Annotated in this window: 13 protein-coding genes; all 13 read right to left on the bottom strand. The window is 68.5% G+C overall.

Features of this window, described 5'->3' with window-relative positions; translation table 11 throughout:
- Positions 1–36: 36 nt before the first annotated feature.
- Genes nuoN through ABFX45_RS13655 form a run of 13 tightly spaced genes read right to left on the bottom strand, consistent with a single transcriptional unit; the run spans position 37 to position 15,204 of the window.
- Complete coding sequence (gene nuoN, locus ABFX45_RS13715) at positions 37–1,608, bottom strand: NADH-quinone oxidoreductase subunit NuoN (RefSeq protein ID WP_109628911.1); 1,572 nt, start codon at positions 1,606–1,608, stop codon at positions 37–39.
- Between the two features lies 1 nt (position 1,609).
- The gene (locus ABFX45_RS13710) at positions 1,610–3,178 is read right to left on the bottom strand and encodes an NADH-quinone oxidoreductase subunit M (protein WP_346130072.1); all 1,569 of its coding nucleotides are present in this window, start codon (positions 3,176–3,178) and stop codon (positions 1,610–1,612) included.
- Positions 3,175–5,109, bottom strand: coding sequence for an NADH-quinone oxidoreductase subunit L (nuoL, locus tag ABFX45_RS13705; RefSeq protein WP_233439082.1), 1,935 nt, complete (start codon positions 5,107–5,109; stop codon positions 3,175–3,177). The genes ABFX45_RS13710 and nuoL overlap by 4 nt, the downstream gene beginning before the upstream one ends.
- Before the next feature lie 10 nt (positions 5,110–5,119).
- Positions 5,120–5,419: an NADH-quinone oxidoreductase subunit NuoK gene (nuoK, locus tag ABFX45_RS13700; protein ID WP_109628915.1), complete on the bottom strand. Its 300-nt coding sequence runs from the start codon at positions 5,417–5,419 to the stop codon at positions 5,120–5,122.
- Positions 5,416–6,264, bottom strand: a complete 849-nt coding sequence (locus ABFX45_RS13695; protein WP_428834146.1) for an NADH-quinone oxidoreductase subunit J — start codon at positions 6,262–6,264, stop codon at positions 5,416–5,418. The genes nuoK and ABFX45_RS13695 overlap by 4 nt, the downstream gene beginning before the upstream one ends.
- Positions 6,261–6,776, bottom strand: a complete 516-nt coding sequence (gene nuoI / locus ABFX45_RS13690) for an NADH-quinone oxidoreductase subunit NuoI (protein WP_109628917.1) — start codon at positions 6,774–6,776, stop codon at positions 6,261–6,263. Before nuoI ends, ABFX45_RS13695 begins: the two co-directional genes overlap by 4 nt.
- 2 nt (positions 6,777–6,778) lie before the next feature.
- The gene (gene nuoH / locus ABFX45_RS13685) at positions 6,779–8,098 is read right to left on the bottom strand and encodes an NADH-quinone oxidoreductase subunit NuoH (RefSeq protein ID WP_407656802.1); all 1,320 of its coding nucleotides are present in this window, start codon (positions 8,096–8,098) and stop codon (positions 6,779–6,781) included.
- Positions 8,095–10,542 carry an NADH-quinone oxidoreductase subunit G gene (locus tag ABFX45_RS13680; RefSeq protein ID WP_109628919.1) on the bottom strand — a complete coding sequence of 816 codons (2,448 nt, stop codon included), beginning with the start codon at positions 10,540–10,542 and terminating at the stop codon, positions 8,095–8,097. The genes nuoH and ABFX45_RS13680 overlap by 4 nt, the downstream gene beginning before the upstream one ends.
- Positions 10,539–11,819: an NADH-quinone oxidoreductase subunit NuoF gene (gene nuoF, locus ABFX45_RS13675; protein WP_109628921.1), complete on the bottom strand. Its 1,281-nt coding sequence runs from the start codon at positions 11,817–11,819 to the stop codon at positions 10,539–10,541. The genes ABFX45_RS13680 and nuoF overlap by 4 nt, the downstream gene beginning before the upstream one ends.
- 7 nt (positions 11,820–11,826) lie before the next feature.
- Entirely contained in the window at positions 11,827–12,546 is a 720-nt protein-coding gene (nuoE, locus tag ABFX45_RS13670) for an NADH-quinone oxidoreductase subunit NuoE (RefSeq protein WP_109628923.1), read from the bottom strand.
- Entirely contained in the window at positions 12,543–13,916 is a 1,374-nt protein-coding gene (locus ABFX45_RS13665; RefSeq protein WP_109628925.1) for an NADH-quinone oxidoreductase subunit D, read from the bottom strand. The genes nuoE and ABFX45_RS13665 overlap by 4 nt, the downstream gene beginning before the upstream one ends.
- On the bottom strand, positions 13,913–14,656 hold the full coding sequence (locus tag ABFX45_RS13660; protein ID WP_109628927.1) for an NADH-quinone oxidoreductase subunit C: 744 nt from the start codon (positions 14,654–14,656) through the stop codon (positions 13,913–13,915). Before ABFX45_RS13660 ends, ABFX45_RS13665 begins: the two co-directional genes overlap by 4 nt.
- Positions 14,653–15,204 (bottom strand): NuoB/complex I 20 kDa subunit family protein, encoded by a 552-nt coding sequence (locus tag ABFX45_RS13655; RefSeq protein WP_065915907.1) that lies wholly within the window; start codon positions 15,202–15,204, stop codon positions 14,653–14,655. Before ABFX45_RS13655 ends, ABFX45_RS13660 begins: the two co-directional genes overlap by 4 nt.
- Position 15,205 lies beyond the last annotated feature (1 nt).

Here is a 15,205-nt window from a genome sequence, read left to right as displayed (position 1 = left end):
TGCTCGCTACTGGTCACACCAGCAGACTACGTACACCTAGCTGAGGAAGGTGCCGGTACCCGCCCAATCGAGCACGAACGTGGGCCACAAACCCAGCACCAGGGTCACGACGGCGCCCAGCGTGATCGCGATCGTCGTGAACGCACCGGGCACGCTGACGGTCGGGCCGTCCGGCGCCGGGTCGCTGAAGTACATCAGCACGATCACCCGCAGGTAGAAGAACGCCGCGACGGCCGAGGCCACCAGGGCGATCACGACGAGCGGGGTCAGGCCGGCCTCGATCGCCGCGCTGAACACGACGAACTTGCCGATGAAGCCGGACGTCAGCGGAATGCCGGCCAGCGCCAGCAGCAGGAACGTGAAGACGCCAGCCACGATCGGCGACCGCTTCGCGAGACCCGCCCACTGCGACAGGTGCGTCGCCTCGCCGTCCGAGTTGCGGACCAGCGACACGATGCCGAACGCGGCGATCGTGGTGAAGCCGTACGCCAGCAGGTAGAACATGGTCGCGCTCACGCCCTCGCCGTCCGGCACCAGCGCGATCGAACCGATCAGCAGGAAGCCCGCGTGCGCCACCGACGAGTACGCGATCATGCGCTTCACGTCGGTCTGCGTGAGGCCCAGCACCGCGCCGATCACCATCGACACGACGGCGACGCCGTAGAGCACGCCGCGCCACTCCCACTGCGTGTTCTCGAACGCCACCGTGATCACGCGCAGGATGCCGCCGAACGCGGCGACCTTGGTGCACGCGGCCATGAACGCCGTCACCGGCGTCGGCGCGCCCTGGTACACGTCCGGGGTCCAGGCGTGGAACGGGCCGACCGCCGCCTTGAACAGCAGGCCCACCACCAGCAGGCCGAAGCCCGCGAACAGCAGCGTGTCGGAACGGTCCGTACCGGCCGCCGCCGCGGCGATGGACGAGAGCTTCACCGAGCCGGCGTAGCCGTACAGCAGAGCCACGCCGTACAGGAAGAACGCGGAGGCGAACGCACCGAGCAGGAAGTACTTCACGGCCGCTTCCTGCGAGAGCAGGCGGCGGCGGCGAGCCAGGCCGCACAGCAGGTACAGCGGCAGCGACATGACTTCCAGCGCGATGAACATGGTCAGCAGGTCGTTCGACGCGACGAACGTCATCATGCCGCCGAGCGCGAACAGCGTGAGCGGGAAGACCTCGGTCTGCATGCCGGTCTTCGTCGCCTGAGCGCGGTCCTGGATGGTGCCGGGACGGATCGCGGCCTGGGCCACGAACGCGCCGCCGGGCTCCACCGAGCGGTCGGCGATCAGCAACACCGAGCCGAACGCCAGCACCAGCAACGTGGCCCACAGGAAGAGCGACGGCGAGTCGACCGCGACCGTGCCCGCCAGCGTCGCCACGCCCTGCTCAGGACGCTCCGAGACCGCGTAGAGGATCAACGCGCCGGTGGCCCCGACCAGCGTCAGGAGCGACAGCACGAGCTGCACCGCCCACCGCTGGTGCTTGGGGAGCAACGCTTCCAGCAGCACGCTGATGCACGCCGCGCCGAGCACGATGAGCACCGGCGCGATGGCACCGTAATGGATCTCCGGCGCCTCGATCTGCTGCGCCTGAGCGACGAGAAGGTTCACGTCACTTGCCTTCCTGCACGGAGACCGGGTCGGTCACGCCGACCTCGGTCAGCGTCGCCCCGACAGTCGGGGTGATGACGTCGAGCACCGGCTGCGGGTAGAAGCCGAGTGCCAGCACGATGACGACGAGCGGGGCCAGAACAGCGATCTCGCGCTTGGTCAGGTCGCCGATGGCCGTCTTCTTCTCCGGGTCGCCGACGGCGCCCGGACCAGCGGCAGCAGCCACGAGGGCGTCGCCGCGCAGCGGGCCGGTCATCATCCGCTGGTAGAGCCAGAGCACGTAGAGCGCGGCGAGCACCATGCCGACCGTCGCGAGGATCGTTGCGACCGGCTGCGTCGGGAACGAGCCGATCAGCACGAGGAACTCGGAGACGAACGAGTTCGTGCCCGGCAGCGACAGCGTGGTCAGACCGGAGATCAGCAGCATGCCGGCGAGCAGCGGCGCCACCTTCGACATGCCGCCGTAGTCGGAGATCTGCGACGAACCACCGCGGGCGATCACCATGCCGATCACCAGGATCAGCATGCCGGTGGAGATCGAGTGGTTGAGCATGTACGACACCGAGCCCACGCCGGCCTGCGACGTGAACGCGAAGATGCCGAGCGCGATGAAGCCGAAGTGCGCGATCGAGACGTACGCGAGGAACCGCTTCATGTCCCGCTGGCCCGTGGCGAGCAGCGATCCATAAAGGACACCGGCCACCGCGAGCACCAGGATGTACGGCGCCAGGTTCTTCGACGCTTCCGGGAACATGGGCAGCAGGTAGCGCAGCATGCCGAACGTGCCGACCTTGTCCAGGATGCCGACGACGATCACCGTGACGCCGATCGGCGCCTCGGCGGCCGCGTCCGGCAGCCAGGTGTGGAACGGCACCAGCGGCGCCTTGATCGCGAACGCCAGGAAGAAGCCGAGGAACAGCCAGGTCTGCGTCGTCGGGTCGGCGTCGCGGACCACGGTCACCAGGGCCGCCCAGTCGAACGTGCCCTTGCCCAGCTCGTCCGACGCCATCGCGTAGGCGCCGATCGCGGAGGCCAGCATGATCAGGCCGCCGAGGAACGAGTACAGGAAGAACTTGACCGCCGCGTACTGCCTGCGCGCGCCGCCGTAGCCGCCGATCAGGAAGTACATCGGGATCAGCATGACCTCGAACAGCACGTAGAACAGGAAGACGTCGGTGGCGGCGAACACCGCGACCGTCACGGACTCCTGCACCAGGATCAGCGCGAGGTACCCGCCCTGGGAACGGCCGGCCGGCAGCTTCTCCGTCCAGCCGGCACCGATCACCAGCGGGATCAGCAGTGCGATCACCGCGATCATCACCAGCGCGATGCCGTCGATGCCGAACGCGAGCCGCACGCCGAACGCCGGGATCCAGTCCACGCCCGCGGCGAGCTGGATGCGGTCGCCGTCCGGGTCGTAGGCGGCCCACAGCAGTCCGGCGAGCACCAGCTCGACGAGCGAGAACGCCAGTGCGACGAGCTTGGCCTTCGTGTCGTCCTTGCGCAGGAACGCCACCACCAGCGCGCCGACCAGCGGCACGACCAGCAGTGCGATCAGAACCCAGCTCACGAGAACCTCACCACCAGGAGCGCCCCGAGCACGAAGATCGAGCCCAGCAGCATGGACAGTGCATAGGAGCGGACGAACCCGGTCTGCAGCCTGCGCAACCGGCCGGAACTACCGCCGAGCAGCGCCGCCGTGCCGTTGACCAGACCGTCGACGCCCTTCAGGTCGAGGAACACCAGCGCGCGGGTGAGCCAGGTGCCCGGCCGCGCGAAGAGGGCCTCGTTCAGTGCGTTGCCGTAGAGGTCCGCACGAGCCGCGCGCACCGGGAACGACACCCGCGCCGGCCGCTCGACCGGCTGCGTGCCTCGGCCGAAGAGCAGGAACGCGAGACCGGCACCGACGAGCGAGAGCGCGACGGTGAGGATCCCGACCATGCCGTGCGAGAGAACGCCGTGCGACTCCTCGAGCTTGCCCAGCGACGGCTCCAGCCATCCCGCCAGACGCCCGCCGGAGGAGAGGAACCAGCCGCCCGCCACCGAACCGACCGCCAGGATGATCATCGGAACGGTCATCGACAGCGGCGACTCGTGCGGGTGGTAGTCCCGGCCGTCCTCGGACTTCAGTTCCTTCCAGCGGGGCTTGCCCAGGAAGACGAGGATCAGCAGGCGCGTCATGTAGAACGCGGTCAGCGCGGCACCCAGCAGTGCGACGCCGCCGAAGACGTACCCGCGCCAGCCCTCCGCGCCGAACGCCGCCGCGATGATGGCGTCCTTCGAGAAGTAGCCGGCGAACGGCGGGATGCCGATCAGCGCGAGGTAGCCGAGCGTCCAGGTGACGAAGGTGATCGGCAGGAACTTGGCCAGACCGCCCATCCTGCGGATGTTGCCCTCGTCGTTCATGCCGTGCATGACCGAGCCGGCACCGAGGAAGAGTCCCGCCTTGAAGAAACCGTGCGTCAGCAGGTGCATGATGCCGAGGGCGTAGCCGATCGGGCCGAGGCCCACCGCGAGGATCATGTAACCGATCTGCGAAACGGTCGAGTACGCCAGGACTTTCTTGAAGTCGTCGTAGGCGCAACCGATGATGCAACCGATCAGCAGCGTGACACCACCGATGATCATCACGACCAGGCGGCCGTCCGCGCTGAGGTTGTACAGCGGGTTGGCGCGGGCGATCAGGTACACACCCGCGGTGACCATCGTTGCCGCGTGAATCAGGGCGGACACCGGGGTCGGACCGGCCATGGCGTCCGGCAACCAGGCCTGCAGCGGGAACTGGCCGGACTTGCCGCAGGCACCCAGGAGCAGCAGCAGCGTGATCGCGAGAACCTCGGCGGACGAGAACTCGCTCACCCGGCTGAAGACCTCGGTGTACTGCGTGGTCCCGAGGCGGTTGAACATCATGAAGATCGCGATGGCCAGACCGAGGTCGCCGACGCGGTTCATCAGGAAGGCCTTCTTGGCCGCCGACGCCGCATCCGGCTTGTACTGGTACCAGCCGATCAGCAGGTACGAGGCGAGACCGACGCCCTCCCAGCCGAAGTACAGGGTCACGAAACCGTTGCCCAGCACCAGCAGGAGCATCGCCGACACGAAGAGGTTCAGGTAGGCGAAGAACTTCCGCCTGCCTTCCTCGTGCGCCATGTAGCCGATCGAGTAGATGTGGATCAGCGAGCCGACACCGGTGATCAGCAGCACGAACGTGAGCGACAGCGGGTCGAGCCGCAGTCCGAACTCGACGGTCAGCGCGTTGACGTCGAGCCAGTTGAACAGGTGCACGTTCTGCACCCGCTCTTCCGGCGACAGGCCGAGCGTCGAGAAGAACAGCGCGAGTCCGTAGCCGAACGCGCCGAGGACGGTGGCGCAGCCGAGCAGGTGACCCCACTTGTCGGTGCGCTTGCCACCGACCAGCAGCACCGCCGCGCCGAACGCGGGCAGCGCCAACAAAAGCCAGGCGAGAGAAGCGATCCCGCTGGCGGCAACTGGTTCCGTCACCGGTGACCCCTCAGTACTTCAGCAGGTTCGAGTCGTCGACCGAGGCCGAGCGACGCGTCCGGAAGATGGACATGATGATCGCGAGGCCGACGACGACCTCCGCCGCGGCGACGACCATCACGAAGAACGCCATCACCTGACCGTCGAGCGAGCCGTTGATCCGCGCGAACGTCACGAGGGTCAGGTTGACCGCGTTGAGCATGAGCTCCACGCACATGAACACCACGATGGCGTTGCGGCGCACCAGGACGCCGACGGCGCCGATGCTGAACAGCAGTGCCGACAGCAGCAGGTAGTACGTGGGAGTCACGACTCACTTCCCTTGAGCGCGTGCGGATCCGGCTGGTGCCCGGTGCCCGCGACCTCGGCGACGTCGTCCGAGAGCGTGTCCTTGTCGGTCGCCTCGATGACCTCGAACAGCGACTCCTCCGAGACGCTGCCGTCGGGCAGCAGTGCGGGGGTGGCCACCGAGTTCGCGGTGGCGAAGACGCCGGGACCGGGGATGGACCCGACCCGCTTGCCGGACTGGAAGCGCTCCTCGACGAGTTCTTTCTGCGTCTTCTTGGCCGGCTTCCCGTCCCTGCCGACGAAGGCCAGGATCATCGCGCCGAGGGCGGCGACGATCAGCAGCGCCGAGGTGAGTTCGAACGGGAACAGGTAGTCCGTGAAGAGCTTCGTGCCGATGTTGCCGACGTTGCCGCCGTTGGTGGTGTTCGCCTCCGCCAGGCCCTTCGAGTCCACCGAGGTGAGCGCGCGGGCGACGGAGCCGACCATCAGGACGGCGAAGCCGATGCCGAGCAACGCGGCCGCGAGCCGCTGGCCGCGGATGACCTCGACCACGGAGTCCGAACTGTCGCGGCCGACCATCATGAGCACGAACAGGAACAGCATCATGATCGCGCCGGTGTAGACGATGATCTGCACGAAACCGAGGAACGGCGCCTGCTGGATCATGTACAGCACACCGAGGCTGAGCATCGTCACCACGAGCCACAGCGCGGAGTGGACCGCGTTGCGCGCGAAGAGCATGCCGAGCGCACCGGCCAGCGCGAGCGGGCCGAGCACCCAGAACGCGATGGCCTCGCCGGTGGTCACGGTGTCGACCACGCGCTGCACCGGTTCCGGCTGCTGGGCCAGGAACGTCAGGAGGCTCACTGCCCGGCCTCCTTCGCGAGCTGCGGGCCGTTCACGTAGTAGTCCTGCTCGTTGTTGCCGAGCCGCATCGGGTGCGGCGGCTGCTCCATGCCGGGCAGCAGCGGGGCGAGCAAATCCTCCTTCGTGAAGATCAGGTCCTGCCGGTTGTCGTCGGCGAGCTCGTACTCGTTCGTCATCGTGAGCGAACGGGTCGGGCACGCCTCGATGCACAGGCCACAGCCGATGCACCGCAGGTAGTTGATCTGGTAGTCCATGCCGTAGCGCTCACCGGGCGAGTAACGCGCCTCTTCGGTGTTGTCGCCACCCTCGACGAAGATCGCGTCCGCCGGGCAGGCCCACGCGCACAGCTCGCAGCCGACGCACTTCTCCAGCCCGTCCGGGTGCCTGTTCAGCTGGTGACGGCCGTGGAACCGCGGCGCGGTCACCTTCTTGACCTCGGGGTACTCCTCCGTCACCACCTTCTTGAACATGGTGCCGAAGGTGACGCCGAAGCCTTTCAGGGACTCGAACATCCCTACTCAGCCTCCTTACCGGTGGTGACGGCTGCCGTCTCCTTGGGGAGGTTGGCGACCTTGACCTTGCGCTTGGGCGCTGACTTGGGGACGGCGAGGTCGAGCGGCGGCACGGGGAAGCCGGAACCCGCGAGCGGCACGCCCTTGGTGTCCTGGACCTTCTTGTCCGGCAGCAGGAACGAGACCAGCAGCACGAGGCCGACGACCACGCCGAGCGCGATGAGCCGCTGTGCCGTGGAGAGCTGCTGGATGGCGCCGGTGCGGATGACCGCGACGGCCATGATCCAGACGAGGCTGGTCGGGACCAGCACCTTCCAGCCCAGCTTCATGAACTGGTCGTAGCGCAGGCGGGGCAGCGTGCCGCGCAGCCAGATGAAGAGGAACAGGAACGCCAGCGTCTTGATGATGAACCAGAGCAGGCCCCACCAGCCGGTGTTCATGAACTCACCGCTCCACGGGGCGTGGTAGCCGCCGAGGAAGAGCGTGGTCGCGAGCGCCGAGACGGTGACCATGTTGACGTACTCGGCGAGGAAGAACAGCGCGAACTTCAGCGAGCTGTACTCGGTGTGGAAGCCACCGACCAGCTCCGACTCGGCCTCTGGGAGGTCGAACGGCGCGCGGTTGGTCTCGCCGACCATGGACACCACGTAGATCGCGAAGCTCGGGAACAACAGGAGGCCGAACCAGGCGGGGGCGAACCCGAGCACGGTGTGCGCCTGGGCTCCCACGATGTCACCGGTCGACATCGAGCCGGTGAACATGATCACCGCGACGATCGACAGGCCCATCGCGATCTCGTAGGAGATCACCTGCGCCGCTGAGCGCAGCGCGCCGAGCAGCGGGTACGGCGAGCCGGAGGCCCAGCCGGACAGCACGATGCCGTAGACGCCGAGCGAGGAGCAGGCCAGCACCACCAGCACGCCGACCGGGAGGTCGACGAGCTGCAGCGCGGTCTGCTCGCCGAACATGTTGACCTCGCCCGCGAGCGGGATCACCGAGAACGCGAGGAACGCGGGGATGCAGGAGATCACCGGGGCGAGGAAGAACACCCACTTGTCCGCGAGGACCGGGCGGATGTCCTCCTTGAACGCGAGCTTCAGACCGTCCGCGAGCGATTGCAGCCAGCCGTTCGGGCCGACCCGGTTGGGGCCGGGCCGGTGCTGCATGCGCGCGACGACCTTGCGCTCCCAGTTGATCATGAACAGGGTCATGACCACGAGGAAGGCGAAGATGCCGACGACCTTGATCAGGACCAGCCAGATCGGGTCGTCCGCGAGGACCTTGGCGGTGTCGCCGATCTCCGCCGCGAAGTACTTCGTCATGACTTCCCTCCGCTGACGGAGACGATCGAGCCGTGGCCCGCGCCGAGCGTGGCACGGACGGTCACGTCACCCGAGTTGGTGGGCAGCCAGATGACGCCCTCGGGCAGGTCGTCGGTCTCGACCGGGAGCGTGATCGCGCCGCGGTCGGTGGAGACCGTCACGTAGCCGCCGGAGGTCAGGCCGAACTGCTGCGCGGTGGCCTCGGCGACCTTCGCGACGACCGGGCGGGCGGTGCCTGCCAGGTGCGGCTCGTCCACCTGCAGCGAGCCGTTGCCGAGAAGCCGGTGCCACGTGGCGAGCACGGCCTTGCCGGCGCCGGCGGGACCGGTGAGCGGCGGGGCGACGTTGAGCGAGGAACCGCTCGGAGTGCCCTCGCCCAGGCGGGCCAGGTCGGCGGCCGCGGCGGCGGGCGTCTGCGTGAACAGGTCCGCGTCCATCTCCACCGCGAGGGTGTCGAGCACGCGGCAGTCGGGCAGCGCGCCGGTGCCCTCGAGGGTCGTGCCGAACTCGCGGCGACGGCCCTCCCAGTTGAGGTAGCTGCCGGACTTCTCGACCGCCGGGGCGATCGGGAGCACGACGTTCGCCTTCGCGGTCACGGCGCTCGGCCGCAGCTCGAGGCTGACGATGAACCCGGCCTCGGACAACGCCTTCTCCGCCAGCGCGGGGTCGGGCAGGTCGAACGGGTCGACGCCGCCGACCACCAGGCCGGACAGCTCGCCGTTCGCGACCGCCTCGAGAATCCCGTTGGTGTCGCGTCCCGGCGTCGCGGGGAGCGTTCCCTCCTCGACACCCCAGGTCCGCTCGACCTCGGTGCGCGCCGCCGTGTTCGTGACGTGGCGGCCACCTGGCAGCAGGTTCGGCACCGCGCCGACCGCGAGCGCGCCGCGCTCACCGGCCCTGCGGGGAATCCACGCGACCTGGGCGCCGGTGCGCTCCGCCAGCCGCGCGACCGCGGTGAACGCGCCGGGGATCTCGGCGGCTCGCTCGCCGACGAGGATCACCGCGCCGGGCTTGGACAGCAGCTCGACGACGTCGGAAGCGTGCTCCGGCAACGCGTTCAGCGCGCTGGCCTCGGCACCGGGCACGCAGGCGAGCAGCGTGCCGAACGTCTTCTCCACGGCCGGGGTCGTGAACTGGCCGAGGTGGAAGACCTTCGTGGTGCCCTTGCGAGCGGCCTTGCGCAGGCGCAGGAAGACGATCGGCGCCTCTTCCTCGGGCTCGAACGCGACCAGCAGCGCGGCCGGTGCGGACTCGATGCCCTGGAAGGTGACGCCGTTGTCCGGGTTGGTGAAGACCGTGGTGCCGGACAGGAACTCCAGCTCCTCGGCACTGTGCGGCCGGGCGCGGAAGTCGATGTCGTTGGTGCGCAACGCGATCCGGGCGAACTTCGAGTACGCGTAGGCGTCCTCGACGGTCAGCCGGCCACCGGTCAGCACGCCGACGCCGTTCGCGTCCCGTGCCGCCGCCAGACCCGCCGCCGCGACCTGCAGCGCCTCGGTCCAGGAGGACTCGCGCAGCTCACCGGTCTCCTCGTCACGTACGAGCGGCCGCGTGATGCGGTCGTCGGCCGTGGCGTAGCGGAACGCGAACCGGCCCTTGTCGCAGATCCACTCCTCGTTGACCTGCGGGTCGTCGCCGGCGAGCTTGCGCTGCACCTTGCCGCGCCGCCAGTCGGTGCGCTCGGCGCAACCGGAGGAGCAGTGCTCGCAGACGCTCGGCGTCGACACGAGGTCGAACGGCCGGGCGCGGAACCGGTACGCGGCCGACGTCAGCGCGCCGACCGGGCAGATCTGGATGGTGTTGCCGGAGAAGTACGACTGGAACGGCTTCTCCGCCGCCACACCGATCTGCTGCTGCGCACCGCGCTCCAGCAGCTCGATGAACGGGTCGCCGGCGATCTGCGCGGAGAACCGGGTGCAGCGCTGGCACAGGACGCAGCGCTCGCGGTCGAGCAACACCTGGGTGGAGATGTTGATCGGCTTCGGGAACGTCCGCTTGTGCTCGTGGAACCGGGAGTCCGCGCGGCCGTGCGCGATCGCCTGGTTCTGCAGCGGGCACTCACCGCCCTTGTCGCAGATCGGGCAGTCCAGCGGGTGGTTGATGAGCAGCAGCTCCATCACACCCTGCTGGGCCTTGTCCGCGACCGGCGAGGTCAGCTGGGTCTTCACGACCATGCCGTCCGCGACCGTCATCGTGCAGGAGGCCTGCGGCTTCGGCATCGGCCGGCCGCCCATCTCGACCTCGACGAGGCACTGGCGGCAGGCGCCGGCGGGCTCCAGCAGCGGGTGGTCGCAGAAGCGCGGGATGACCGTGCCGAGGCGCTCGGCCGTGCGGATCAGCAGCTCACCCTTGGGCGCGATGACCTCGACGCCGTCGATGATCAGCTTGACGTGACCCTCGGGGACCGCAACCTCTGCGGTGGACTTGTCAGGGGCGATGGTCATGCGTTCGCTCCAGCCAGCACCTTGGAGTTCTGGTCGCACAGAGCCAGGAACTCGTCCTTGAAGTACTTGATGCCACTGGTGATCGGGCTGACCGCACCGTCACCGAGTGCGCAGAACGAGCGGCCGAGGATGTTGTCGCAGACGTCGAGCAACGTGTCGATGTCGCTCGCCGTGCCCTCGCCCCGCACCATCCGCTGCAGGATCTGCACGAGCCAGTACGTGCCCTCGCGGCACGGCGTGCACTTGCCGCACGACTCGTGCTTGTAGAACTCCGTCCACTTCATGACGGCCCACGGCACGGACACGGTCTCGTTGAAGATCTGCAGCGCCGTGGTGCCCAGCATCGAGCCGGCCTCGGCGCAGCCCTCGAAGTCCAGCGGCACGTCGAGGTGCTCCGCCGTGAACAGCGGGGTGGACGAGCCACCCGGCGTCCAGAACTTCAGCGGGATGCCGTCCTTCATGCCACCGGCCAGGTCCAGCAGCTCGCGCAGCGTGGTGCCCATCGGCGCCTCGTACTGGCCGGGGTTCGTGACGTGGCCGGACAACGAGAAGATCTTCGGACCGGGTGAGCGGTCGCGGCCCATCTCGCGGAACCAGTCCGCGCCACCGTTGACGATGAAGGGAACCGACGCGATCGTCTCGACGTTGTTCACGACGGTGGGCGACGCGTAGAGGCCCGAGGTCGCGGGGAACGGAGGCTTGAGCCGCGGCTGGCCGCGACGGCCCTCCAGCGAGTCGAGCAACGCGGTCTCCTCGCCGCAGATGTACGCGCCGGCGCCGGCGTGGATCACCACGTCGAGGTCGAACCCGCTGCCGAGGATGTCCTTGCCCAGGTAGCCCTTGGCGTACGCCTCGCGCACCGCCGCGTTGAGGCGGCGGATGCAGTGCAGGACCTCGCCGCGGACGTAGATCGCCGCGAAGTTCGCGCGGATCGCGTACGACGTGATGATCACGCCCTCGATCAGCGAGTGCGGGTCCGCCATCATCAGCGGGATGTCCTTGCAGGTGCCCGGCTCGCCCTCGTCGGCGTTGATGACGAGGTAGTGCGGCTTGCCGTCGCCCTGCGGGATGAAGCCCCACTTCATGCCGGTGGGGAAGCCCGCGCCGCCGCGGCCGCGCAGCCCGGAGTCCTTGCACTGCTGGATGAGCTGGTCCGGGTGGGCCTTCAGCGCCTTGGGCAGGGCGGTGTAGCCACCGGTGCGCTCGTAGGTCTCGATGGTCCAGGACCTGGGCTCGGTCCAGCGCTTGGTGAGCACGGGAGTCAGCGGGTTTGCCATTGGTTCCCTACTTCTTTTCCGGGATCGGCGGGAACTCGGCGTTGGACGGCATCTTCGGTGCGTCCCAGCCGCGGTCCTCGGCGATCTGCGCGCCGCGCAACGTCTCCGGCGCCGCCGACGGGCCGTCGAGGTCGGCGTCGCGCCCCTCGAAGAACCCGGCGAGCTGGAGCTCGGCCTGCTTGAAGTCGGTGAGCGGGGCACCGCGGGTCGGGGCCGGGCGCTCCCCGTTCTGCAGTGCCTTCACGAGCTGCAGCGCCTTGTCCGGCGTCTGGTTGTCGTAGAACTCGTAGTTCACCTGGAGAACCGGGCCGAGGTCGCACGCGGCGAGGCACTCGGCGTGCTCCAGGGTGATCGAGCCCGGCGTGCCCGGCTCGCCCGCGGTCTCCTCGTGGCCGACACCGAGGTGGCTCTTGAGGGCCGAGTAGATGTCGTCGCCACCGAGCGCCGCGCACAGCGTGTTCGTGCACACGCTGACCAGGTGCTCACCGCACGGGCGGCGCTTGTACATCGTGTAGAACGTCGCGACCGCGCTGACCTCGGCCTCGGACAGGTCGAGCTGCCCGGCGCAGAACCGGATGCCCTCCTGCGAGACGTAGCCCTCGACCGACTGCACCAGGTGCAGCATCGGCAGCAGCGCACTGCGGGCCTGCGGGTAGCGGGCGATGATCGCCTGCGCGCGGTCCACGGTGGACTGGTCGAACACGGTCTCTTCCTTGGCATGCGTCATCGGTCGCAACCACCCATCACCGGGTCGATCGAGGCGACGGCGGCGATCACGTCGGCGACCATGCCGCCCTCGCACATCGCGGGCATCGACTGGAGGTTCACGAAACTGGGTTCGCGCAGGTGCACGCGCATCGGGCGGGTGCCACCGTCGGAGACGACGTGGTAGCCCAGCTCGCCGCGCGGTGACTCGACCGGCACGTACACCTGGCCGGACGGCACCTTGAAGCCCTCGGTCACCAGCTTGAAGTGGTGGATCAGGGACTCCATGGACTGGCCCATGATCTTGCGGACGTGCTCGAGCGAGTTGCCCATGCCGTCGCTGCCGATCGTGAGCTGCGCGGGCCACGCGATCTTGGCGTCCTCGACCATCACCGGACCCGTCGGCAGGCTCTTCACGACCTGCTTGATGATCTTCAGCGACTGGTGCATCTCCTCGAGGCGCAGCAGGTACCGCGCGAAGCAGTCCGCCGCGTTCGAGGTCGGCACGTCGAAGTTGTAGTTCTCGTAGCCGCAGTACGGCTCGATCTTGCGCAGGTCCCAGGCGAGGCCCGCGGAGCGCAGGATCGGGCCGGTGATGCCGAGCGCGAGGCACGCGTCGACGGGCAGGTAGCCCACGCCCGCGAGGCGGTTGCGCCAGATCGGCTGACCGGTGAGCAGCTTGTCGTAGTCCGGCAGCCGCTTTTCCATGATCTTGACGAACGCGTTGATCTTCTCGATCGAGTCGTCCGGCAGGTCCTGCGCGAGACCACCGGGCCGGATGAACGCGTGGTTCATGCGCAGACCGGTGAGGTGCTCCAGCAGGTGCAGCACTTCCTCGCGCTCGCGGAAGCCGGAGGTCATGCCGGTGAGGGCACCGAGCTCCATGCCGCCGGTGGCGAGTGCGACGAGGTGCGAGCTGATCCGGTTGAGCTCCATCAGCAGCACGCGGATCGCCTGCGCCTTGTCCGGAACCGTGATGCCGAGCAGCTTCTCGACGGCCATGCAGTACGCGGCCTCGTGGTGCAGCGGCGCCAGGTAGTCCGTGCGCGTGATGAACGTGACGCCCTGGACCCAGTTCCGGTACTCGAGGTTCTTCTCGATGCCCGTGTGCAGGTAGCCGATGACGCTGCGGGCGTGCGTGACGGTCTCGCCCTCGAGCTCCAGGACCAGGCGGAGCACACCGTGCGTCGACGGGTGCTGCGGGCCGAGGTTCATGACGATGCGCTCGTCGTGCACCGCGTCCGCGAGCACCTCGTCCCAGTCGCCGCCGGTCACCGTGTAGACGGTGCCCTCGGTGGTCCTGCGGGACTCCGCGACCTCCTCGGGAGCGCTGTCCCGGCCGGCCGCGCTGGTGTCGGTTCCGGTGGTCACGTCGGAAAGTCGCTCGGTCATGAGTACGACCGCCTCTGGTCCGGCGGAGGAATCTCCGCGCCCTTGTACTCGACGGGGATGCCGCCCAGCGGGTAGTCCTTGCGCTGCGGGTGACCGTCCCAGTCGTCCGGCATGAGGATGCGGGTCAGTCCGGGGTGACCGTCGTAGATGATCCCGAACATGTCCCAGGTCTCGCGCTCCTGCCAGTCCGCCGTCGGGTAGACCTCGACGAGGCTCGGCACGTGCGGGTTCTCGACGTCGACCGCGACCTCGAGCCGGATGCGGCGGCGGTAGGTCATCGACGTCAGGTGCGTGACCGAGTGCAGGCGCTGCGGCACCTCGGCGCCGTAGTCGACACCGGACACCGAGCTGCAGAGCTCGAAGCGCAGCGACGGGGTGTCGCGGCAGATGCGCGCGACCTCCAGCAACGTCTCCGCCTTGAGGTAGAAGGTGATCTCACCGCGGTCGACCGTCACCTGCTGCACCGTGTCGGCGGGCAAACCCCTGTCGCTGATCGCGGCGAACAGCTCGTCGGCGACCTCGTCGAACCAGCCGCCGAACGGGCGCTCGGCGGGCGCGGCCACGTGGGCCGGCAGGCGCAGGCCACCGAAGCCCGACGTGTCACCGGAGCCGGAGACGCCGAAGAGGCCCTTGCGCTCCTTGCCCGCGAAGATCGGCGCCTTCTCGGCTGCTCCGTTGGTGGCTTCGAGGCCCTCGACAGCGCGGTCGGCGCTGGAGTGCTCTCCCCCTGGCTCGGTCACTTCTTCCTCGCAAAACGCTCGGAGGACGGGATGAGATCGGTGCGGTAGCCCGAGTCGGCGAGTGCCTTGGCGCGCACGGCGTTCAGCGGCTCGTCCATGATCTTGGCGTGGATCTTGAGGATCGCGTCCATCAGCATCTCCGGCCGCGGCGGGCAGCCCGGCAGGTACATGTCGACGGGCACGACGTGGTCGACGCCCTGCACCACCGCGTAGTTGTTGAACATGCCGCCACTGCTGGCGCACACGCCCATCGCCAGCACCCAGCGCGGTTCGGGCATCTGGTCGTAGATCTGCCGCAGCACCGGCGCCATCTTGTTGGTGACACGACCCGCGACGATCATCAGGTCCGCCTGGCGCGGTGACGCGCGGAAGACCTCCATGCCGAAGCGGGCGAGGTCGTAACGCGGACCACCCGTCGTCATCATCTCGATGGCGCAGCAGGCCAGGCCGAAGGTGGCAGGCCACAGCGAGGACTTGCGGGTCCAGTTGACCAGCTTCTCGACGCTGACCAGCAGGATGCCGTTCGGGAGCTTCTCCTCGAGACCCATG

The sequence above is a fragment of the Lentzea roselyniae genome (genome assembly GCF_039537795.1).
In the GTDB taxonomy this organism is placed as follows: Bacteria; Actinomycetota; Actinomycetes; order Mycobacteriales; family Pseudonocardiaceae; genus Lentzea; species Lentzea atacamensis.
This window is presented reverse-complemented; position numbering and strand designations above follow the sequence as displayed.

What these genes read in the sequence shown, in the direction of transcription:
- nuoI (WP_109628917.1), bottom strand. Translation starts at nt 6,776, where the DNA reads ATGTTCGAGTCCCTGAAAGGCTTCGGCGTCACCTTCGGCACCATGTTC.
- nuoH (WP_407656802.1), bottom strand. Translation starts at nt 8,098, where the DNA reads ATGACGAAGTACTTCGCGGCGGAGATCGGCGACACCGCCAAGGTCCTC.
- ABFX45_RS13680 (WP_109628919.1), bottom strand. Translation starts at nt 10,542, where the DNA reads ATGACCATCGCCCCTGACAAGTCCACCGCAGAGGTTGCGGTCCCCGAG.
- nuoF (WP_109628921.1), bottom strand. Translation starts at nt 11,819, where the DNA reads ATGGCAAACCCGCTGACTCCCGTGCTCACCAAGCGCTGGACCGAGCCC.
- nuoE (WP_109628923.1), bottom strand. Translation starts at nt 12,546, where the DNA reads ATGACGCATGCCAAGGAAGAGACCGTGTTCGACCAGTCCACCGTGGAC.
- ABFX45_RS13665 (WP_109628925.1), bottom strand. Translation starts at nt 13,916, where the DNA reads ATGACCGAGCGACTTTCCGACGTGACCACCGGAACCGACACCAGCGCG.
- ABFX45_RS13655 (WP_065915907.1), bottom strand. Translation starts at nt 15,204, where the DNA reads ATGGGTCTCGAGGAGAAGCTCCCGAACGGCATCCTGCTGGTCAGCGTC.